Origin of the sequence: Variovorax sp. (assembly GCF_965279555.1) — a bacterium.
Classification (GTDB): domain Bacteria; phylum Pseudomonadota; class Gammaproteobacteria; order Burkholderiales; family Burkholderiaceae_C; genus Variovorax.
Map to the genome: position 1 here is coordinate 3,970,202 of NZ_OZ257247.1, position 21,351 is coordinate 3,991,552.

Genomic DNA, 21,351 nt, shown 5'->3' on the forward strand with positions numbered 1-21,351 from the left:
CCATGACGACGCCCTCCACCACCACCCCCACGGCAGCGGTGCTGCCCACGTCGCTCAGCGACGCCGCGCTGGCGCGCGAATCCGAGGTCGCGCAGGCGGCCATCCGCGGCCGGCGCCGCATGATCATCGGGCTGCGGCTGGCCGTGCTGGTGATCGCGCTCGGCGGCTGGGAGATTGCGGCGCGCCTGAAGTGGATCGACCCGTTCTTCTATTCGATGCCTTCGATGATCTACGACCAGCTCGTGGAGTGGATGCGCGACGGCACCTCGCAAGGCTCGCTGTGGATGCAGGTGGCGGTGACGCTCGAGGAAACGGTGATCGGCTTCCTGATCGGCTCGATCGCCGGCGTGCTGTGCGGCATCGTGCTGGGGCGCAACAAGCTGCTGTCGGATGTGTTCAGCCTCTACATCCAGATTGCCAACTCGATTCCGCGCGTGGTGCTGGGCTCGATCTTCGTGATTGCGCTGGGCCTGGGCATGGCCTCGAAGGTGGCGCTGGCGGTGGTGATGGTGTTCTTCGTGGTGTTCGGCAATGCCTTCCAGGGTGTGCGCGAGGCCGACAAGTACATGATCGCGAACGCACAGATCCTCGGTGCCTCGCCGCGGCAGGTGACGATGTCGGTGGTGATTCCGTCGGCCATGTCGTGGATCCTGGCAAGCCTGCACGTGAGCTTCGGCTTTGCGCTGGTGGGTGCGGTGGTGGGCGAGTTTCTCGGCGCCAAGGAAGGCATCGGCCTACTGATCTCCACGGCCCAAGGCGCGTTCAATGCCAGCGGTGTGTTCGCGGCGATGATCGTGCTGGCTGTGGTTGCTTTGGCGGCTGACTTCCTGCTCAGTTCGCTGGAGAAGCGGCTGTTGAAGTGGCGGCCTGCTGCGTTCTGACCCTCTCGACTCGGTTGTGTAAAACGGCGGGCTTGTTGCCCGCCGTTTTTGCTTTCGGGGCGCGTGCGAAGGCCACCGGGTAGCTCCCTCCGCGAATGTCCCCCGTCGGCGGGATCGCGCCACGAACGAACGAACGCAACGTCAGAACCGATAGGCCCCGCTCAGCCCCAAGGTCCAGTTCCGGCCAAGCGCGGGTTCGTAGAAACGCCCGTTGCCTTCATTGACGATCACCGAGCCTGCGTAGCGGCGGTCGAACAGGTTGTCGACACGCGCGAAGGCATTGAACTCCCAGCGCTCCCACTTCTTCAGGTAGCCGGCATACACCGCTGCGACCGCATAGCCCGACGCCACGGCGGTGTTGACGTCGTTGGCCAGGATGCGCCCGAGCGCGCGCACTTCCGCGCCGGCACGCCAGCCCTCGGGTGGTACCCAGCCCAGCGACGCGAACAGCGATTGCCTCGCGATGCCCGGAATGCGGTTGCCCGCCGCCACGGCATTGCCAGTGCCGCAAGGCGACGGCGAGCAGAAAGCATCGCGGTAGGTCGCGTCCAGCAATGTGTAGGCCAGTTGCGTGCGCCAATGGCTGGCTGTCTCGTGCTGCCAGCCCAGCTCGAAGCCGTTGCGCCTGGTGCGGCCCGCGTTCTGGAAGGTCGCGCGGCCACCGACGTTGGTGTCGGTCACGATCTCGTCGCGCGTGCGGGTCTGGAACAGCGCCGCAGTGAGCAACCCGCCCGCGAGCCGGGCCTTGGCGCCGACCTCCAGGCTGTCGTTCACCGACGGCCGCAGCGCGAAGTTGAGGCCGCTGGCGCCATTCGCGCGGTACGACAGTTCGTTGAGCGTGGGCGTCTCGAAGCCGCGGCCGACGGAGCCGTACAGCGCGAGGTCGGGCGTGGCCTGGTAGCGCAGCGACGCCACGGGCAAGGTCTTGCTGTAGCGCGCGCTGCCGCTGTCGTCGCGGTTGGTGCCGATGATGTAGCGGTCCTGCGAATCGAAGTGCACGCTGCTGCGGCGAACGCCGGCCTCGAGCGTCCAGCGCTCGGCAAGGCGCCATGTCGCCTGCGCGTAGGGGTCGAGGTTCCAGACGGTGTTGAGCTCGTTGCGGCGCAGGCGCCCCTGCACGCCGAGGACCGGATTGGCGAGCGGCCCCAGGTAGTTCTCGTAGCCGCGCCGCTTTTCTCGCAGGTTGTCGTAGCCCAGCCCGGCGACCACGTCGAGCGGCCGGTCTGCAAGCTGCAGCGCGGCGCTCCAGCGCAGGTCGATGCCGCCGTACTGCCGCGACAGGTCGATCACGCCGCCCGCATGCAGCGGGTTCTGCTGCGCCGACGGCGGAATCGACTGGTACTGCGTTGTCTTGCGCTCCCCGCCATAGACCATGAGGCGCAGCGCCTGGGTGGCGTCGATGCGCCGCTCGTAGAGCAGTCCGGCCTGCGTCTGCTCGACCGTCTTGCGCGTGTTGTACTGGGTGGCGAGCGGCGCGTTGCGCGGCGCCAGCGCGTACTGGTCGGCGGTGAGGCCGAGCGGGTCTTGCGCATCGATGCGCACGCTGTTCATGACCAGCGTGAGCTTGTCGCCGTTGTCCAGCGCAACGCCCAGCTTGCCGTTGGCGATGTCGCGCCGCGCGGCACTGTGCTCGCGCCAGCCGTCGGTGCGGAAGCGGCTGGCATCGAGCATGTAGTCGACCGCGCCCTGCGAGCCGCTCAGTTGCAGCGACTGCCGCCAGGTGCCGAAGCTGCCGCCCGCAAGCGAATACGCCAGCCGTGGCGCCCCCTCGCCCGAGGCAGTGAAGGCCTGCACCACGCCGCCGGAAGAATTGCCGTAGAGCGCGGAGAACGGTCCGCGCAAGACCTCGACACGGTCCACCGAGCCGATGTCGATGTTCGAGGTCTGGCCCTGCCCGTCGGGCAAGGTGGCGGGAATGCCGTCGACGTACAGCCGCACGCCGCGCACGCCGAAGGTGGAGCGCGCGCCGAAGCCGCGAATGGAGAGTTGCAAGTCTTGTGCGTAGTTCTGCCGGTTCTGCACCTGCAGCCCGGGCACGGCGCCCAGGCTTTCGGAAAGATTGACCTGCAGGCGGCTGTCGCGCATTTCGTCGCCGTCGACCCGGTCCACCGAACCGGGCACGTTGAACGGCGCGACCTCGCCGCGCGGCGTGGAAACCGTGATCTCGCGCAGCGCGCCCGGCGCCGCTTCCTGCGCATCGGCAGGCAACGAGGCGTGAAGCAACAGGCAGGCAACGGCGGCAGCGGCAACGGGCGAGAGTTTCATCGCGCCCATTCTGGGGCCATGCCGTCCGCCTGCGACCTCAGGCTTTCACCGGGTGCCAGCGCGAGCCGGGCGTTCTAGCGATCGTGAGAACGCAGCCAGCCGAACCAGACACACACGATCACCGGAACGCCCAACGCGATCCAGGCAACGATGTCGCCGAAACCGCCGTCGCTGAAGAGCGCGGAGACCAGGCCCAATGCCGTGAGCAGGCCGAGCACGATCGGCCAGCCCCACATGCGCCAGAAGCCGTGTCGATGTTTCATGCCCGGGCCTTCATTGCCGCGGCGCTGTCGGGTGGCTGCGCGGCGGGTGCGGCGCTGCCGCGCTTGAGCCACAGGTACAGCCCGCTGCCCAGCACGATGATGGTGGCTATGTCGAGCAGCGCCCAGAGGATCTGCATCGGCATGCCGCCGTAGTCGCCGAAGTGCAGCGGCTGCGACACCAGCAGCGCCGTGAGGTACCAGGGCAGCCTGGGCGCCGCGGTGACCTCGGCGGTCTTGGCGTCGACCAGCACCGGCTGGAACAGCTTCGAACTGAACGGCTCGTTGCCGCGCAGGAAGAATGTGTTGTGGTGCGGGCTCGAGAACGACGTGCCCGGGAACGCGATGAACGACAGCTTCATGCCCGGCGCGCGCTGCAGCGCGGCTTCCATCGAACTTTGCACCGAGCCGCGCTGCGACACCGCCACCACCGGCTCGTTCTTGTATGGCGCCAGCAGCGCGCTGAGCTGGTCGTACTGCCAGTACTTGATGAGCAGGTCGGCCCATGTGTTGATCATGCCGGTGGAGCCCACCACGAACAGCCACACCAGCGTGACCACGCCCAGCAGGTTGTGCAGGTCGAGCCACTTCAGGCGCGGGCGCTTGTCGCGCCGCACCGTGCCGAATTCGAGCTTGCGCATGAACGGCGAATAGAGCACCACGCCCGAGACGATGGCCACCAGCAGCAGCAGGCCCATGAAGCCGAGGAACAGCTTGCCCGGCAACCCGGCGAACAGGTCGACGTGCAGCTTGAACATCACGTACATGAAGCCCTCGTCGAACCTGGGCTGGGCGAGCACGTCGCCCGTGCGCGCGTCGACCGCGACCGACTTGAAGTCGTCCGTTGGCGCCGGCGTGGGCGTGAGCGTGACGAACCACAGGCCATTGTCGTCCTCGGGCTGCGAGGCGAACTGCACCACGCGATCGGGGTGTTTGGCCTTGGCGATCTCGAGCACGCGGTCGAGGCTGATGCGCGGCGTGTCCGCCGGCATCTTAGGCGCCTCTACTTCGGTGCCGAGCAGGTGGCCGATCTCGTGGTGGAAGATCAGCGGCAGGCCCGTGATGCAGAGCAGCAGCATGAACACGGTGCACACGAGGCTGCTCCACTTGTGCACCCAGGCCCAGGTCTTGATCGTTCGGCTGTTCATGGCGTGGTGGCTTTGCTCGAAGGGTGGCAACTAGAAGCGATAGGTGGCGCTCGCGACCACATTGCGGCGCGCGCCATACCAGCAGTCGCCGCGCGACAGGCAGGTGCTGAAGTAGGTCTTGTCGGTTGCGTTGTTGATGTTCAGCGCGTACCGCCACCTGGCCGATTCGTAGGCCAGCATCAGGTCGAGCAGGGTCACCGAGGGCACGCGCGGCCCGGCGCTGGTGCCGTCCACGTCGGTGAAGCCGCTCATGTAGCGCACGCCGGCGCCGGCGGAGAAGCCCGGCACCCCGGCGATGGAGAAGCGGTACTTGCCCCATACCGAGGCCTGGTTGCGCGGCTGCTCGGTGAGCTTGGCGTCGACGTCGATGTTGGTGTAGTTGGCGATGAGGTCGAAGTCACGCGCCAGCGTCGTCTTGAGCTCGAACTCCACGCCCTTGTTCTTCGTCGCATCGACCTGCCGGCCGTAGTTCGGGTTGGTGCTGTCGGAGACGAGGCGGTTCTTTTCCTTCAGCGAGAAGACCGACGCGGTGAAGCTCGTCGCCGAGCCGGCGGGCTGGTACTTGACGCCGGCCTCGACCTGCTCGCCGCGCAACGGCTTGAACAGGTTGCCCTCGGCGTTCGTGCCGCCCTGGGGCGTGAAGGATTCGGTGTAGCTCAGGTACGGCGACCAGCCCGAGGGCAGCGTGTACATCACGCCCAGCCGGCGCGAGGTTGCGCTGGTCGTTTCCGAGGCGCTGCCCGCGGTGCCGGCAGTGCTGCGGTCGTAGCGCAGGCCGGCCACGAAGATCCAGTTGTCCAGCTTCATCTGGTCCTGCACGTAGACACCGGCATTGCGCTGGGTGGTGCGCGGCTTGCGCGTCAGCTCGGTGACCGGCACGTAGCCGACGCCATAGACCGGCGCGTAGGCGTCGATGGTGCTGTAGACGGAGCCCTCGGTCTTGTCCTGGCGCTGGCGCGAATACTCCGCGCCCACTAGCAGCGTGTGGCGCAGCGCACCGGTATCGAAATGGCCTTCGACATGGTTGTCGATGCCGCTCATGCTGGTCCATGCCAGCGACTTGTCGTTGTAGCGGCCGAGCAGGCGCTGGCCGGCCGGGTCGAGCGACCAGCCGCCGGGCACGGAGAAAGAATCGGCGTAGTGGTAGTGCGAGTCGTTGAAGGTGCGCGATGCGCGGAAGTTCTGCCTGAAGGCCCAGCGCTCGTTGAACTTGTGCTCGAACTGCCAGCCGAAAGTCTTGCGCTCGGTGTCGTAGCCATCGCCCGGCTCGCCGATGAAGCGGCTGGACGGCAGCGGGCCGTTGACGTTCGGCAGGATGGTGCCCTGCCAGGGGAAGAACTGCGACGTGCTGCCGGTCTTGTCCTTCTGCCAGAGGGCCTGCAGCGTCAGCGAGGTCGCGGCACTGGGGCGCCAGGTGAGCGACGGCATGATGAGCGAGCGGTCGTCCGGCACGTAGTCGACCTGCGTGTCGGACTTGCGTTGCAATGCCACAAGGCGGTACGACCACTCGCCGTCGGCGGTCAGCGGACCGGTGAAATCGGCCTGGAGCTGCTTGCGTCCGAAGGAGCCGAGCTGCACGCCCACCTCGCGGTACGCCTGCTGCTGCGGCAGCTTGCTCACCATGTTGACCACGCCGCCCGCGGTACCCGCGCCGAACAGCATGCCGGCCGGCCCGCGCAGCACTTCGAGGCGCTCCAGCGTGTAGGGGTCGGGCCGCGCCGTGGCGGTGTACCAGCCGGAAGAATAGGTCTGCAGGCCGTCGAGGTAGATGGAGGGATCGCTGCCGCGTACCGAGAAGCTGTCAGAGCGCGAATCGATGCCGTAGGCGTCGGAACGCACGCCGGCGGCGTAGCCGAGCGCGTCCTGCAGATTGGTGGCGCCCTGGTCGACCATCTGGTCGCGCGTGACCACGGTCACGGACTGGGGTGTCTCGGCCAGCGGCGTGTCGGTCTTGGTGGCCGTGACCGCATTCTTTGCGCGGTAGCCGATCACGGACATCTTCGCGGTCTCGGCTTCGGCATTTGCATCCACCCTCACTTCCGGCAGGGAACCCGTATTCGCCGTCTGGGCCAGCACCTGATGCTGCGTGTAAATAGCCAGGCACCCCACCAGCACCGATGCGGCCTTGCGCCGCGCTACCAATCTCGACATTCCTTCTCCGCTCCAAGACACAATTAAGAATCATTCTTATTCTAATTGTCAAAAAGTTCCGGGGCGCCCAATTTCCAACAGGCTCGAAGGGCGTTGCGTTGCGAAATTGCGTCTTCGAAAAAGGGGCCGAAAGGCTACGATGCCGCCCGCACGCTTCCTCTCACGCGTCGGCAGGCCCCATGCTCATCAAGCTCATTGCCTTTCTGTTTCCCGCGCTGCGCGGTCCGGCTCTGTGGCTGATTGCCCTTGCACTGACCGGCTGCGCCGGCCTGCCGCCGCGCGCGCCCGAGCCGCCGGTGAAATCCATCGCGGCCTCGCCGGCCACGGAGCTCGGCCGCGCGGCCATTGCCCTGAACACGCCGCCGGACGGCCTGACGAGCATGCGCCCGCTGATCGAGGCGTCGTTCGCGCTCGATGCGCGGCTCGAGCTGATGCGGCGCGCCCAGTCCTCGCTCGACGTGCAGACCTACCAGCTCGGCAACGACAAGACCGGCCGCCTGCTGCTGCGCGAGCTGCGCAATGCCGCGCGGCGCGGCGTGCGCGTGCGGCTGCTGCTCGACGACTTCTACACCGCCGGCATGGACCGCCTGCTGCTCGGACTGGCCGCCGAACCCAATGCCGAAGTGCGCCTGTTCAATCCCTTCGTCAATGCGCGCGACCATTCTTCGGGCCGCTGGCTGGAGTTCTTCACCGACTTCCGCCGGCTCAACCACCGCATGCACAACAAGCTGTTCGTGGCCGACGGCGCGATGGCCATTGCGGGCGGGCGCAACCTCGCCGACGAATATTTCCTGCGCAGCGAGAGCGCGAACTTCATCGACTTCGAACTGCTGCTGGCCGGCCCGGTCGTGCCCGAGGCCGCGGCCATCTTCGACACCTACTGGAACAGCGACGTGGTCTACCCGCTGCAGCGCGTCGCCAGCACCAGCCGCTCGACCGAGACACTGAAAGCCGACTTCGAGGCCGCCACCTCCCCCGCCAACGCCCCGCCGCCCGGCCCGCTGCCCATCACCGACCTGCTCGGCGACCTGCCCCTGGGCGCCCAGCTCGCCAACATCGACGAAGCGAAATGGATGCGCGCCGAGGCCAGCGCCTCGGCCGACAGCCCCAACAAGGCGCTGGGCGTCATGGCGCACCCCACCGAATCGCTGGCGCAGCGCTTCCACGAGATGCTGGCCACGGCGCAGTCGAACGTGGTGGTGATCTCGCCCTACTTCATTCCGGGCGACGAGGGCATGGAGCGCATCCGAATGGGCCGCGAGCACGGCGTGAACATCACCGTCATCACCAACTCGCTGGCCGACAGCGACGAGCCGCTGGTCAACATCAACTACAACCGCTACCGCGTAGACATGCTCAAGCTGGGCGTGAACCTGTACGAGGTCAGCACCCAGCAGCTGCGGCGCAGCGGCCAGTTCCGCGACCTGCTCAAGAAGGCCCGCGGCCGCCTGCACGCCAAGCTGGCGCTGGTGGACCGCCAGTGGGTGCTGCTCGGCTCGATGAACCTCGACCCGCGCTCGGCCCGGCTGAACACCGAGTTCGGCGTGCGCGTGCGCAGCTTCGACCTCACGCAGGCCCTGCTCTTCGCCTACCAGCTCGACGACATCGAAGGCGTCTATCGCGTCACGCTCAAGCCCGACGGCCAGAACGTGCAATGGGTCGGCACCGGCGACGTCGACAACGAAGTGCTCGACAGCGAACCGGACTCCAGCATGCTGACCCGGCTGCAGCTGCTGCTGTTCTCCTGGTTCGTGCCGACCGACCAGCTTTAGGCGGGCTCAGCGCCGGTCCAGCGCCCTGAGCGTCTCGGCCAGCACCAGCGTGCCGGCCGCCACCTGCTCCTTGCTCGCCCACTCTTCCGGGCAGTGGCTGCGGCCATCGAGGCAGGGAATGAAGACCATGCCCATCGGCCCGGTGGACGCCACGTGCATCGCGTCGTGGCCGGCGCCGCTGGGCAGTCGCCGGTGCGCCAGGCCCAGGCGATCGGCGGCTTCGGCCACGGCCTGCATGACCAGGTCGGAGCACTGAACGGGCGGCGTGCGGGTCAGCGGCTCCATCGCGCAAGAGACGCGCAGCGCCTTCAGTTCGTCGCCGCACAGGGCCAGCAGCCGCTCTGGGAACTCGTCGAGCACCGACTGCGCGTTGCTGCGCACCTCGAGCACCATGTCGACGCGGCCGGGCACGGCGTTGGGCACGTTGGGGCTCATCGAGATCCGGCCGATCGTCGCCACCACGTAGTGCGGTTGCCCGTCCATGGCGCTGGCCTCGCGGTGCGCCGTGTCGATCAGCCGCGCGGCGCCGACCAGCGCGTCGCGGCGGATGTCCATCGGGGTGGTGCCGGCATGGTCGGGCTGGCCCCTGACCGTGAGCGCCACGCGGCGGATGCCCACGATGTCGGTGACCACGCCGATCGGCAGCCCCTCGCGCTCCAGCACCGGGCCCTGCTCGATGTGCAGCTCCACGAAAGCCGCGACGCCGCCGGCACCGCGGGCCGCGCCGGCCAGCGCATCGGGTTGCGCGCCGATGCGGCGCATGGCCTGCGACAGGCTCTCGCCGGCTTCGTTGCAAGAGGCCAGCATGGCCGCGTCCAGCGTGCCCGCGAAGGCCCGGCTGCCCACGCAGGAGATGCCGTAGTCGCTCGGCTCTTCGGACAGGAAGTCGATCACCTCCAGCGGATGGCGCAGCACGACGCCGCTTTCGTGCAGCGACTGCGCCACCTCGAGCCCCGCGAGCACGCCGAGGATGCCGTCGAAGCGGCCGCCGCCGACCACGGTGTCGCAATGCGAGCCAGTGACCAGCGGCGCAAGCCCGGCTTCGGAGCCTTCGCGCCGGCCGATCAGGTTGCCCGCCGCATCGGTATGGACCGCGAGCCCGGCCTGCTGGAACTGCTCGCGCAGCCACTCCCTGGCCTTGTCGAATTCAGGCGAGAAGGCGCGGCGGGTCCAGGGAACGTCGGGACGGGTGAAGGAAGAAAGAGTTTCGAGGCGATGCCAGAGGCGATCGGCCTGGATGGAAATGGATGGGGACATCCCCCGATGTTCGCCGAACGCGGCCGTGCGGCCGGCTAGTACACGTCCCGCCGATAGCGCCCCTGCGCGATGAGGTCTTCCAGCGCGGAGCGCCCCAGCACGTCCTCGAGCACGGCATCCACGCCGGCCGCCATGCCGTGCAGGCTGCCGCACACGAAGACCACGGCGCCGTCGCCGATCCAGCGCTGCAGTTCGGGCGCGGCCTCGCGCAGGCGGTCCTGCACGTAGATGCGCTCGGGCTGGTCGCGCGAGAACGCCAGGTCGATGCGTGCAAGAACACCCTGCTCGCGCCACCGCGTGACTTCGTCCATGAAGAAGGCATCGCAGGCGCTCTGGCGTTCGCCGAACAGCAGCCAGTTGCGATGGAACCCCTGTGCCACGCGCTCGCACAGGTGCCCGCGCAATCCCGCATAGCCCGAACCGTTGCCGATGAAGATGCAAGGCCGTTCATCCGCCACAGGCTCGAAACCGGGATTCGCCAGCAGGCGCAATTCCACTTGCGCCGACGGCGGCGCATGCACCGTGAGCCAGCCCGAAGCGAGCCCCAGGCCCGAATCATGGCGCGCCTGCCGAACCAGCAGCCGGATGCGCCCCTCGGCAGGCACCGAGGCAATCGAATAGCGCCGCGGCGCCAGCGGCACGAGTGCGTCGGCCAGCGCCTGGGCATCCGGCACCTGCGACAGCTCTTCCGGCGCCGGCATCGCGCTGCATGCCAGGGCCTCTAGCAGCATGACGGCACGGCCTTCGAACCGCACCTCCGCATCGCCGTCCAGCAATGCGGAGCGCAGCAGGGCGGTCACCGTTTCCGGCGCATGCCGCGGCCGCAGTTCGGCCAGCGCACCCGGCCGCCATGAAGGCAGGCCGCCCTGCACCGGAGGCAACAGTTCGATCTCGCAAAGCGGATGCCCCAGGCTGCGCGGGTTGAGCAAGCGGCGCGCCGACAGCGTCCATGCGCCGAAAGGCTGCTCCTCTGGAACGGCGGTCAACGCATCAGGCACCGAGTCGCCCCGAGCCCCGGGCATCGCCCCCAGGTGCCGCCGCCAGACGGCCAGCGCACCCGCATCGCCGTTGTCCACCTCGACCATCGGAAACAGCGACTGCGCACCGGCCGCGACCAGCGCATGGTCCAGCGTGTGCCCGAAGCCGCAGAAGCGCGTGTAGTGCCGGTCGCCCAGCGCCAGCAGGCCATAGCGCAGGTGCGACAGCGCCTCGCCTCCGATCTGCGCCAGCCGTTGCGCGAAGCGGCGCGCGGCGTCGGGCGGTCCGCCTTCGCCGAAGCTGCTGGCGACGATCAGCACATGCTGGTGATGCCGCAACTGCTCGGGATCCAGACGCGCCAGCGACGCCACGGTCACCGGCAGCCCCGCCCCTTCGAGCGCGGCGGCGCTGCGCATCGCGATGCCCTCGGCCGTGCCCGACTGGCTCGCGAAGGCCACCAGCACGCGTGCGGACGCAGGCTCCGTGCCGCCGGACGGCCGGACCGCCGCTTCCAGCGCCGCGCGCTCGGCCCGCACCGCGCGCTTCTTGCGGCGCCGGTCGAGGTACAGCAGCCAGCCGGTGATGGAAAACACCGGCAGCATCAGCGCCGCCAGCAGCATCGCGATGCGCCCCGGCATGCCGAAGTAGGTGCCCATATGAAGCGGATAGATCGCCGCCAGGAAGCGCCCGCCCGCCGTCTTGTCGGCATGGCGCTCGTCCTGCGTCACCTCGCCGCCCGGCAGCCGCACCGTCATGCGGTTGCGCGCGCGTTCGTGGGCGGGCGCCGCGTCGAGCCAGGTGAACAGCACCGACGGCGCGGCGCCCGAGGGCAAGCGCAGGATGACTTCGCTCCAGCCGCCGGTCTCGCGGGCCTTCCGCTCGAAGGTGGCCCAGGCGGGCGCGACGTCCACCGCGGCGGCATCGTCGCGCGCCATGTTGCGCATGCGCGGCGCGGTGCGTGCCTGCTGCGCGGCCACGCGAGGATGGCCGGCCATTGCATCGACACGGTCGCGCACCGCGTCGAAGGCCCAGTACAGCCCGCTGGTGGTGAACACGATGTACATCAGCAGCGCGCAGGTGCCCATCACCGAATGCAGGCCCCAGAGAAACGAGCGCCCCTTAAGCGCCGGATCGAAAGTAAGCCACGCGCGCCAGTCGAGCGGACGGCGCGGCCATCGCAGATAGAGGCCCGAGAGCGACAGCAGCAGCAGGCCCATCGCCAGCACGCCGGCCACCACGCGCCCCGGCTCGCGCGGCAGCAGCAGCCAGCGATGCAGCGACTCGACCCATTCGAAGAAGCCGGCGCCCGCCAGGGGTGGCAGTGCGGTGCCCGCGTAGGGGTCGAGGTAGACGGTCTCGCCGCGCCGCTCGCCCGGCGGCGGCGCGAAGATCACCCGCGCGGCCGCGCCCGGCTCGGAGAACAGCGCGAGCGTGCCGACCTGCCGCCCGGGCCAGGCTTGCCGCGCCGCCGCGAGCAGTTGCGGTGGCGTGAGCGCGGGCACGGCCTGCACCGGCACGTGGCGCCCGTGCGGGTTGAGTGCATCGATGATTTCCTCGCGGAACGACAGCACCGCGCCGCTCAGGCCGATGACGATCAGCACCGTGCCGGCCGTGATGCCGATCAGCCAGTGCAACTGGAACCAGAGCTGGCGCAGCGAGGGGAATTTCATCGATTCTTTGTTTTCAGCGGATTCCGGCGGTCCAGTCGATGGCCGCGTCGAACAGCATCCGGCCCGCGGGCGAAAGGTTGGTGAAGGTCTCGTTGCCGAGGAAGAACATCACGCGGCGCGCGGGCGCGAGCGACTCGTAGTCCATGGTGGCGCCCTTCTCGTAGCCGAAGATCGCCGCCTTCTCGGGCTGGCCGTACAGCGTGGCGATGGTGGTGGCACCCAGGCCCGGCTTGCCCCAGCTCATGCCGGCCTGCCTGGCGTAAACATTGGCCACGCCGGCCGGCAGGCCCGCCGACATGGGATGCGGCGCATTGACCAGCCACAGGTGGCGCTCCTTGGCGGCTTCGCCGAAGTCCGTGTCGTGCCGCTTGCCGGTCATGGCCAGGTCGTCGAGCAGGTCGTTCTCCCAGGTGAGCAGCGGCACCGGCAGTTGGCGCCACGCGCCGCTCACGTCCTTGGCGGCGACGGTGGACGAGATCACGACGAGGTCCGCGCCGGCCGCCACCGAGGGCGCGGCCGACTGGTCCTGCAGCGTCACGGCGAAGCCACGCGACTCGAGGTGCGCCTTGACCTTCTCGTCGACCGGAAGGCTGGGGCCGTCGCGCTGCACCAGCAGCACGACCTTGCGGCCCTGCCCCGGCAGTTCGGCGGACTGCGCACCTGCCGTTGCGATGCCGCACGCCATCAGAAGGAAGACAGCCGCGCGGCGGATGATTTGGCGCAGGGTCTTCATGCCGATTGCTCCACCACGCTTCGCACTGCCGGCGACGCATGCAACTGAAGCAATCTGCTCGCGAGACACCGCGGAGCCGGCTTTGCCGGGCCGCCGGAGTCGCCCCCCGCGAGGGGGAAGGAGAAGCGACACGAAGTGCGCGAAGCCTGGGGGAGTTTCATTTCAGAACTCGAAGGTCGTCAGGAACGAGACCTGACGCGCATCGCCCATCGAAATGAAATAGGTGTTCGCTGCCGACGGGTAGTAAGTCTTGTCGAACAGGTTCTTCACGTTCAACTGGAACTTGACCTTCTTGCCGTACAGGCGCGTGTCGTAGGTGGCGAAGGCATCGACCGTGGTGTAGCCCGGCAGCACGAAGCTGTTGGCCGAGTCGCCCGCGCGCTTGCCGACGTAGTGCGCGCCGGCACCCATGCGCAGCCTTCCTTCGCCGCCGAAGACCTGGCCGAAGTCGTACACGGCCGAGAGCGACGCGGTCTGCCGCGCCACGTTCCAGAGCCGGTTGCCGGCGTACAGCGGGTCTTCCGTGGTCTTGGCGTCGATGTAGGCGTAGCTCGCGATCGCGCTCCAGTTCTTGCTCAGCTGGCCCGCAACGTCCACTTCGAGGCCGCGCGAACGGGCCGCGCCCGAGGTGCGCCAGTCGGTGAGCTTGGTCACGTCGTTGAACTGCGAGACCAGCACGTTGCGCTTGTGGATGTCGAACAGCGCCACGGTGCCGGTCACGCCGCCGGGCATGTCGAACTTGGCGCCGAGCTCCCAAGACTTGGCTTCCTCGGGCTTCACCGAAGCATCGAGCACGTAGCCGCTCGACAGCGGCGCGATGGTCGAAGCCGGCTTGAGCGACTGGGTGTAGCTGCCGTAGAACGACACGGTGTCGGTCCACTTGTAGATCAGCCCCAGGCGCGGCAGCAGCTTGGAGCCGTAGGTGTCGGTGTTGACCTTGAAGGGCCGCCCGCGCCCCGCAAGCTGCGACCACGCCTGGTAACGCAGCGCGGCCACCGCGATCCAGCGGTCGCTCAGGTGAATGGAATCCTGGAAGAACAGGGACTGGTTGTGCAGCCTGTCCGTCTGGTCGCTGTCGCTCGCCGACACGGTGCTCGACGGCGCCTCGAGGCCGTACACCGGGAACAGGTAGCTGAAGGTGCTCTTGGTGGCCTGGCGCAGCAGGTCGGCGCGGTAGATCCTGCGGTATTCGGCGTCCCAGCCGAACTGCAGGTCGTGGCGCATGCCGCCCAGCTCGACGGTGCCGTCGACATATGCGGTGGCGTAGCTGTCGGTGCTCAGCGCGCCGTGGGTGGCGTCGTTGCTGCGCGCGAGCGTGCCGCGCGTGGTGTTGATGCCGTTCACCCGCAGCTGGTTGGCGTCGTAGGTTTCCTGGTTGTAGCTGAGGTTCAGGTGTCCGGCCCAGCCGCCGCCGAACTGGTGGTCGACAGAGAGCTGGCCCAGGTGCGTCTCGCCGCGCATCTCGTTGGAGGGCTCGTCGAGGCGGCGCGTCCTGGGCAAGGCCAGCGGGCGCTGGGTGCGCGGGTCGAGCGCGGTGCCGCGGTCGAACGGCGTGACGTACTTGCGGTACTCGTACCAGAGCACGGCCTGGGTGTCGTCGCCGTACCAGGCCAGCGAAGGCGCCACCAGCGTTTCGCGGTGCTTGCCGAAGTTGCGCCAGTAGTCCTCGTCCACGTGGTCGACGATCAGCCGGTAGGCCAGCCCGTTCTCGCCGATGGGGCCGGTGGTGTCCAGCGTGGCGCCGCTGCCGTCGCGCCCGCCCGCATAGCCCGAGCCCAGCAGCGACAGGCTCGTGCGCTGGCGCAGTTGCGGCTTCTTGCTCACCACGTTGATCACGCCGCCCGGGTCCATCAGGCCGTAGAGCTGCGACGACGGGCCCTTGAGTACTTCCACGCTCTCGGCCGCCGCGTTCATGCCGCGGCCCTGCACCAGCGGCATGCCGTTGTGCATGATCGAGCCGTCGCGGTTGCCGCCGAAGCCGCGCTTCATGATGGTGTCCTGCGTGCCGGCCAGGGTGTTGCCCTGGTTGATGCCGCTGACGTTGGTGAGCGCGTCGTCGATGTTGCGCGGGCGCTGGTCGCGGATGACCTGCGCGGGCACCACGTTCACCACCTGCGGAATCTCGAGCACCGGCGCGGTGGTGCGCAGAGTGGATGCATCGGGCGTGGGCTGGTAGCGATCGTCGGCGTCGGCAGGTGCCGGTGCGGCGCGGGCCACGACTCGCACCGCCGGCAGCGTGCCGTCGGCATCGCTCGAATCGCCCGCCAGTGCTTCGGGCGCCACGGCGCTCTTGCGCAGCGTGAATTCGCCCGCGCCGCCTTCCACCGCCTCGAGCCCGGTGCCCGACAGCAGCGCGGCAAAGCCCGCGCGCACGGTGTAGCTGCCTTGCAGGCCGGCGGAGTTCAGCGCCCGCGTGCCCGCGGGGTCGAAGGACAGTGCCACGCCCGACGCCGCGGCAAAGCGCCCGAGCACCGAGGCCAGCGGGCCGGCGTCGATGCGGTAGCTGCGCACCCCCTGGTTCTGCGCGCGTGCGCCCTCGGCGGGGTCCGCGGCGACGGCGGCGATCGGCAGGGCCATCGTCGCTGCGAACAGGCACAGCAGCGCCTTGCGAACAGGATGGGGTGATGAGGGGTGCGCGTGCATTCTTCGGAACTCCTTCGGCATTGATTGCGGATTCATGGCTCTCAATGGGTAGGCCGAACGAAATCGAAAAAGATGAAAGGCGGCGGCCGGAAAAATGCGCCGCGGCGCATGGCCGCATGCGGAATCAGGCGGGCACGAGCGACACCCAATAGCGCGTCAGGCCGCTCACGCGCACCGGAAACGCCCGCACGATGACAGCCAGCGCCTTGTCGGTGTCCATGACCGGGAAGGCACCCGACACCCGGATGTCCGCGACGGCAGGGTCGCAGGCCAGCCGGCCTCGGTGGTAGCGCCCAAGCTCGGCGACCACGTCGCCCAGCCGCCAGTCATTGACGACCAGGCTGCCGTGCTCCCATTCGACGAACGCCGGGTCGGCCGGCTGCGGCGCATCGATGCCCTCGCCGGTGAAAGCCACCTGCTGCCCCGCCTCCAGCCGCACCACGTTGCCGGGTGCGTGCGAGGCGCGAACTTCGACGGCGTCTTCGAGCACGCTCACGACCGTGCGCGCGCCGTCGCTGCGCACCGTGAAGCGCGTGCCCAGCGCGAGGATTCGGCCATGCGGCGTTGCGACCAGGAAGGGGCGGCTATCGGTGCGCGCCGCGCCCGGCAGGCGGCGGTGCTTTGCCGTCTCGGCCAGGATCTCGCCTTCGCGCAGGGTGATAAGCCTGTGCGTGGCATCGATGGACACGTCCACCGACGTGCGGGTATTGAGCTTCAGCAGCGAGCCGTCGGCCAGCGTGACGGATCGCTGCTCGCCGGTGCCGGTGCGGTAGTCGGCCAGCCATGCGCGCCAGCCGCCGTCGGTGCCGGTCGCCTGCCACGACAGGCAGGCCAGCGAGCCCCCGCCCGCCAAAACGGTAATGCCGCGCAGCACCCGGCGCCGGTCGGCGTGCGCAGCGCGCAGCGTGGATGCCGCCAGGTGCGCCGGCACGCGCTTCAGCGTGGCCTGCATGGCTTCGAAGCGCTGCCACGCGCGCTGGTGGTCGGGGTGGGCGCGATGCCAACGGCGCCAGTTCTCGCGGTCGGCCTCGGTGGCATCGCCGGAGCACAGCCGGGCGTACCAGGCGATGGCCTCCTTGCGGACCTCGGCTTCGCTGCGCGGGGGCGTGCCGATGTCGGCGGGCGTCAGCTCGATGCCGGACTTCATCATCACGGCGCGAGCATGTAGCAATGCTCGAGCGCCTTGAGCATGTAGTTGTTGACCGTGCGCACCGTCACGCCCAGGCGGGCGGCTATTTCCGAATAGGTCAGGCCGTCGAGCTGCGACAGCATGAAGGCCTGCCGCACCGGCGGCTTCATGCCGTCGAGCATGGCGTCGATGGCCACCAGCGCCTCGAGCACGATGGCCCGCGCCTCGAGCGACGGCAACTGGGGTTCGGGCAGCGCGGCGAGGGTGTCGAGGTAGGCACGCTCCAGTGCCCGGCGCCGGTGGAAGTCGACGACCAGCCCATGCGCGATGGTGGCCAGATAGGCGCGCGGCTCAGCCGCGGCAACGGGCTCTCTCTTGCTCAGCAGGCGCACGAAGGTGTCGTGCGCCAGGTCGGCGGCATTGTGCGAGCAGCCCAGTTTCTTGCGCAGCCAGGCGTGCAGCCATCCGTGATGGTTGCTGTAGAGCGTTTGCACCTCGTGCTGAACTAACGCGAACTCGCCGGCCGGCATGGGTGGAATCTCCGCGCAGCCACCATGACTGCGCTCGGTTATTAATACGAATAGTTCTCAATTGTACGCTTTTGCCGGATGCCTTCAAACCGACCGCGCCCACGCTGCCCTTGAAACGTCATCGATTGCCCTTATGATTAGCACTCGCTGCTGACGAGTGCTAACAAGCCTCGCTTCCAGTCGATGGGCTGCCGGCCTCCGGTCCGGCGCCCGACCACAAACCCGTTTCTTATCCATACATCCAGGAGATGCAATGAAACTTCGTCCTTTGGCCGATCGCGTGATCGTCAAGCGTGTTGACAGCGAAACCAAGACTGCCTCCGGCATCGTCATCCCCGACGCAGCCGCCGAGAAGCCCGATCAGGGCGAAGTCCTGGCCGTGGGCCCGGGCAAGCGCAACGACAAGGGCGAGCTGGCCGCACTGACCGTCAAGGTCGGCGACCGCGTCCTGTTCGGCAAGTACAGCGGCCAGACCGTCAAGGTCGGCGGCGACGAACTGCTGGTCATGAAGGAAGACGACCTGTTCGCGGTCGTCGAAGCGAAGTGATTTTGCGGGACAGACCAAGCCGACGCGAAGCGCGGATTGCTCTGTCCCCAAGTGATTAGATCTAATTTCTGGAGTAAACAAACATGGCAGCAAAAGACGTAGTCTTCGGCGGTGAAGCCCGCGCACGCATGGTCGAGGGTGTGAACATCCTGGCCAACGCAGTCAAGGTCACCCTGGGCCCCAAGGGCCGCAACGTGGTGCTCGAGCGCTCGTTCGGCGCCCCCACCGTCACCAAGGACGGTGTGTCGGTCGCCAAGGAAATCGAACTCAAGGACAAGCTGCAGAACATGGGTGCCCAGCTCGTGAAGGAAGTGGCCTCCAAGACCAGCGACAACGCTGGTGACGGCACCACGACCGCTACCGTGCTGGCTCAAGCCATCGTTCGCGAAGGCTTCAAGTACGTGGCCGCAGGCATCAACCCGATGGACCTGAAGCGCGGCATCGACAAGGCCGTGACGGCCCTGGTCGAAGAGCTGAAGAAGGCTTCGAAGCCCACCACCACGTCGAAGGAAATCGCTCAAGTCGGCTCCATCTCGGCCAACAGCGACGAAACCATCGGCAAGCTCATCGCCGACGCGATGGACAAGGTCGGCAAGGAAGGCGTGATCACTGTCGAAGACGGCAAGTCGCTCGAAAGCGAACTGGACGTCGTCGAAGGCATGCAATTCGACCGCGGCTACCTGTCGCCCTACTTCATCAACAACCCCGAGAAGCAATCGGCGCTGTTGGACAACCCCTTCGTGCTGCTGTTCGACAAGAAGATCAGCAACATCCGTGACCTGCTCCCCACGCTGGAACAAGTCGCCAAGGCTGGCCGTCCCCTGCTGATCATTGCCGAAGAAGTCGAAGGCGAAGCCCTGGCTACGCTGGTCGTGAACACGATCCGCGGCATCCTGAAGGTCGTGGCCGTCAAGGCTCCTGGCTTCGGCGACCGCCGCAAGGCCATGCTGGAAGACATCGCCATCCTGACGGGCGGCAAGGTCATCGCTGAAGAAGTGGGCCTGACGCTCGAAAAGGTGACGCTGGCCGACCTGGGCCAGGCCAAGCGCATCGAAGTGGGCAAGGAAAACACGATCATCATCGACGGCGCCGGCGCTGCTGCCGACATCGAAGCCCGCGTGAAGCAAGTGCGCGTGCAGATCGAAGAAGCCACGAGCGACTACGACCGTGAAAAGCTGCAGGAGCGCGTGGCCAAGCTGGCCGGCGGTGTTGCCGTGATCAAGGTTGGCGCCGCCACCGAAGTCGAAATGAAGGAAAAGAAGGCTCGCGTCGAAGACGCCCTGCACGCTACCCGCGCTGCAGTGGAAGAAGGCGTGGTTGCTGGCGGCGGCGTGGCTCTGCTGCGTGCCAAGCAAGCCGTGGGCGACCGCGTCAAGGGCGACAACGCCGACCAGGACGCCGGCATCAAGCTGGTGCTGAAGGCCATCGAAGCCCCCCTGCGCGAAATCGTGAACAACGCCGGCGGCGAAGCCTCGGTGGTGGTGAACGCGGTTCTGGCCGGCAAGGGCAACTACGGCTTCAATGCCGCCAACGACACGTACGGCGACATGCTCGAGCTGGGCATCCTGGACCCGACGAAGGTCACCCGCACCGCACTGCAGAACGCCGCTTCGGTGTCCTCGCTGCTGCTGACGACCGAAGCCATGGTTGCCGACGCACCCAAGGACGAAGCCGCAGCCGGCGGCGGCATGCCCGACATGGGCGGCATGGGCGGCATGGGCGGCATGGGCATGTAATTGCTCGCCCCCAGGCTGCGCGGCACTTCGTGTCCGCTGCGCCTGCCCCCTACCGGGGGCGACACCTGCGGACCGGCAGAGCCGGATCCGCGGTGTCTCGCGAAATGAAAGAAGCCCGGCTTGCGCCGGGCTTTTTTCATGGGCGGTCGTGATCGCTCTGCTACTGGAATTGCGCCTGCACCGCCTTGTAGAGCGCCTGGAAGCGCGCATGCCTCGCCCTGTGGACATCGGCTCCTTCGGTCGAGGCAACCAACTGCTGCTTCACCGGCGGCAGCGCGCAAACCTTCCCGACCTCGCCCCCGTCGGCCAGCCACGCCAGCCGGGCCGCTCCCAGCGCCCCGCCCGTCTCGCTGCCCGCATAGAGCGTGAGCGGAACCTGGAAGATGTCGGCCAGCAACTGCCCCCACCAAACGCTGCGTGCACCGCCGCCCACCAGCGCCACTTCGCGCAGCGGCATATCGGCCGGCAGCCGCAGGGTGTCGAAGCCGTCGCGCAGGCCGAAGCTCACGCCCTCGACCACGGCGTAGGCGATTTCCGCCGGTCCGTGTGCATGCGTGAGCCCGAAGAGAACGCCTTGGGCATTGGGGTCGTTGTGCGGCGAGCGTTCGCCCGACAGGTACGGCAGGAACAGCGGGCAGCGCTCGCGCTGCAGCATCGGCACCGATGCCGCCGCTTCGAGCAGCGCGGCCTCGTCGGCAAACTTGAAGGTCTTCGCGGCCCAGCTCACCGCGCTCGCGGCGGAGAGCATCACCGACATCTGGTGCCAGCGCTTCGGCAACGCATGGCAGAAGGCGTGCATCGCCTGCGCGGGGTTCGGCAAGAAGCGGTCGGTCGACACGAACACCACGCCCGAAGTACCCAGCGAGACAAAGCCCTGCCCAGGTTCGACCAGCCCCATGCCGACCGCGCTGGCGGCGTTGTCGCCCGCGCCGCCCGCGATCTTCACGCTGCCCTGCAGGCCCCAGCGTGACGCAAGTTCGGGCTTGAGCAGCGCCGAAACCTCGCTGCCTTCGACCAGCCGCGGCATGTGCGCGCGCGTCAGCCCGGTGGCGGCGAGCAGTTCGTCGGACCAGTCGCGCGCACCCACGTCGAGCCACAGCGTGCCCGCCGCGTCCGACATCTCGCTGACCGCCTCGCCGCTGAGCATGAAGCGCAGCCAGTCCTTCGGCAGCAGCACCCGCGCCACGCGTGCAAAGACTTCGGGCTCATGCTCGCGCACCCACAGCAGCTTGGGCGCGGTGAAGCCCGGCATCGCGAGGTTGCCTGCGATGTCGCCGAGCCGCGGCACCGCCCGCGCGAGCGCCTCGCACTGCGCACCGCTGCGCCCGTCGTTCCACAGGATCGCGGGCCGCAGCACCTCGCCGGCTGCGTCGAGCAGCGTGGCGCCGTGCATCTGCCCCGACAGGCCGATGGCGCGCACCGCCGACAACGCCTCGCCATGCGCCCCGCGCAGTTGCGCCATGACCTGTTCGAGCGCCTGCCACCACTGGGCCGGCGCCTGCTCCGACCACAGCGGATGCGGCCTTTGGACAGTGAGCGACGCGCGCGCCACGCCGACGATGCGGTGATCGTCGGCGAGCAGCAGCGCCTTGAGCTCGGACGTGCCGAGGTCGAGTCCCAGATACAAGATGAGCCCCTGGTTTCGTGCTTG

Annotated in this window: 15 protein-coding genes; 4 read left to right on the forward strand and 11 right to left on the reverse strand. The window is 68.1% G+C overall.

Translation table 11 applies throughout. The features are described 5' to 3' along the window. Nucleotides 1-2 precede the first annotated feature (2 nt). Nucleotides 3-881: an ABC transporter permease gene (locus ACQY8B_RS18800; protein ID WP_422088088.1), complete on the forward strand. Its 879-nt coding sequence runs from the start codon at nt 3-5 to the stop codon at nt 879-881. A gap of 141 nt (nt 882-1,022) precedes the next feature. On the opposite strand, the gene ACQY8B_RS18805 is transcribed toward ACQY8B_RS18800, so the two are convergent. The 4 genes from ACQY8B_RS18805 to ACQY8B_RS18820 form a co-directional block, all read right to left on the reverse strand. After that, nucleotides 1,023-3,146, reverse strand: a complete 2,124-nt coding sequence (locus tag ACQY8B_RS18805) for a TonB-dependent receptor domain-containing protein (protein WP_422088089.1) — start codon at nt 3,144-3,146, stop codon at nt 1,023-1,025. Between the two features lie 74 nt (nt 3,147-3,220). Beyond that, nucleotides 3,221-3,409 carry a hypothetical protein gene (locus ACQY8B_RS18810; protein ID WP_422088090.1) on the reverse strand — a complete coding sequence of 63 codons (189 nt, stop codon included), beginning with the start codon at nt 3,407-3,409 and terminating at the stop codon, nt 3,221-3,223. After that, nucleotides 3,406-4,554 (reverse strand): PepSY-associated TM helix domain-containing protein, encoded by a 1,149-nt coding sequence (locus ACQY8B_RS18815; RefSeq protein ID WP_422088091.1) that lies wholly within the window; start codon nt 4,552-4,554, stop codon nt 3,406-3,408. Before ACQY8B_RS18815 ends, ACQY8B_RS18810 begins: the two co-directional genes overlap by 4 nt. A gap of 30 nt (nt 4,555-4,584) precedes the next feature. Then, nucleotides 4,585-6,705: a TonB-dependent siderophore receptor gene (locus tag ACQY8B_RS18820; RefSeq protein ID WP_422088092.1), complete on the reverse strand. Its 2,121-nt coding sequence runs from the start codon at nt 6,703-6,705 to the stop codon at nt 4,585-4,587. A 179-nt stretch (nt 6,706-6,884) separates the two neighbouring features. Here ACQY8B_RS18820 and ACQY8B_RS18825 point away from each other — a divergent pair, with 179 nt between their 5' ends. Next, nucleotides 6,885-8,477, forward strand: coding sequence for a phospholipase D family protein (locus ACQY8B_RS18825; RefSeq protein WP_422088093.1), 1,593 nt, complete (start codon nt 6,885-6,887; stop codon nt 8,475-8,477). A 6-nt stretch (nt 8,478-8,483) separates the two neighbouring features. On the opposite strand, the gene ACQY8B_RS18830 is transcribed toward ACQY8B_RS18825, so the two are convergent. The 6 genes from ACQY8B_RS18830 to ACQY8B_RS18855 form a co-directional block, all read right to left on the reverse strand. Continuing rightward, nucleotides 8,484-9,734: a Zn-dependent hydrolase gene (locus ACQY8B_RS18830; protein ID WP_422088094.1), complete on the reverse strand. Its 1,251-nt coding sequence runs from the start codon at nt 9,732-9,734 to the stop codon at nt 8,484-8,486. A 35-nt stretch (nt 9,735-9,769) separates the two neighbouring features. Next, entirely contained in the window at nt 9,770-12,382 is a 2,613-nt protein-coding gene (locus ACQY8B_RS18835) for a PepSY domain-containing protein (RefSeq protein WP_422088095.1), read from the reverse strand. Nucleotides 12,383-12,395: 13 nt separating this feature from the next. Further along, nucleotides 12,396-13,115, reverse strand: a complete 720-nt coding sequence (locus ACQY8B_RS18840) for a hypothetical protein (RefSeq protein WP_422088096.1) — start codon at nt 13,113-13,115, stop codon at nt 12,396-12,398. Nucleotides 13,116-13,277: 162 nt separating this feature from the next. Continuing rightward, entirely contained in the window at nt 13,278-15,758 is a 2,481-nt protein-coding gene (locus ACQY8B_RS18845; RefSeq protein WP_422088097.1) for a TonB-dependent siderophore receptor, read from the reverse strand. A gap of 124 nt (nt 15,759-15,882) precedes the next feature. After that, entirely contained in the window at nt 15,883-16,908 is a 1,026-nt protein-coding gene (locus tag ACQY8B_RS18850; protein WP_422089076.1) for a FecR domain-containing protein, read from the reverse strand. Continuing rightward, entirely contained in the window at nt 16,908-17,417 is a 510-nt protein-coding gene (locus tag ACQY8B_RS18855; RefSeq protein ID WP_422088098.1) for a sigma-70 family RNA polymerase sigma factor, read from the reverse strand. The genes ACQY8B_RS18850 and ACQY8B_RS18855 overlap by 1 nt, the downstream gene beginning before the upstream one ends. Before the next feature lie 253 nt (nt 17,418-17,670). Between ACQY8B_RS18855 and ACQY8B_RS18860 the strand changes: the two genes are divergently transcribed. Together ACQY8B_RS18860 and groL are read left to right on the forward strand one after the other, a co-directional pair. Further along, nucleotides 17,671-17,964 (forward strand): co-chaperone GroES, encoded by a 294-nt coding sequence (locus ACQY8B_RS18860; protein ID WP_108135612.1) that lies wholly within the window; start codon nt 17,671-17,673, stop codon nt 17,962-17,964. Between the two features lie 83 nt (nt 17,965-18,047). After that, entirely contained in the window at nt 18,048-19,700 is a 1,653-nt protein-coding gene (gene groL, locus ACQY8B_RS18865) for a chaperonin GroEL (RefSeq protein WP_422088099.1), read from the forward strand. A 160-nt stretch (nt 19,701-19,860) separates the two neighbouring features. On the opposite strand, the gene xylB is transcribed toward groL, so the two are convergent. Next, complete coding sequence (gene xylB / locus ACQY8B_RS18870) at nt 19,861-21,327, reverse strand: xylulokinase (protein WP_422088100.1); 1,467 nt, start codon at nt 21,325-21,327, stop codon at nt 19,861-19,863. Nucleotides 21,328-21,351 lie beyond the last annotated feature (24 nt).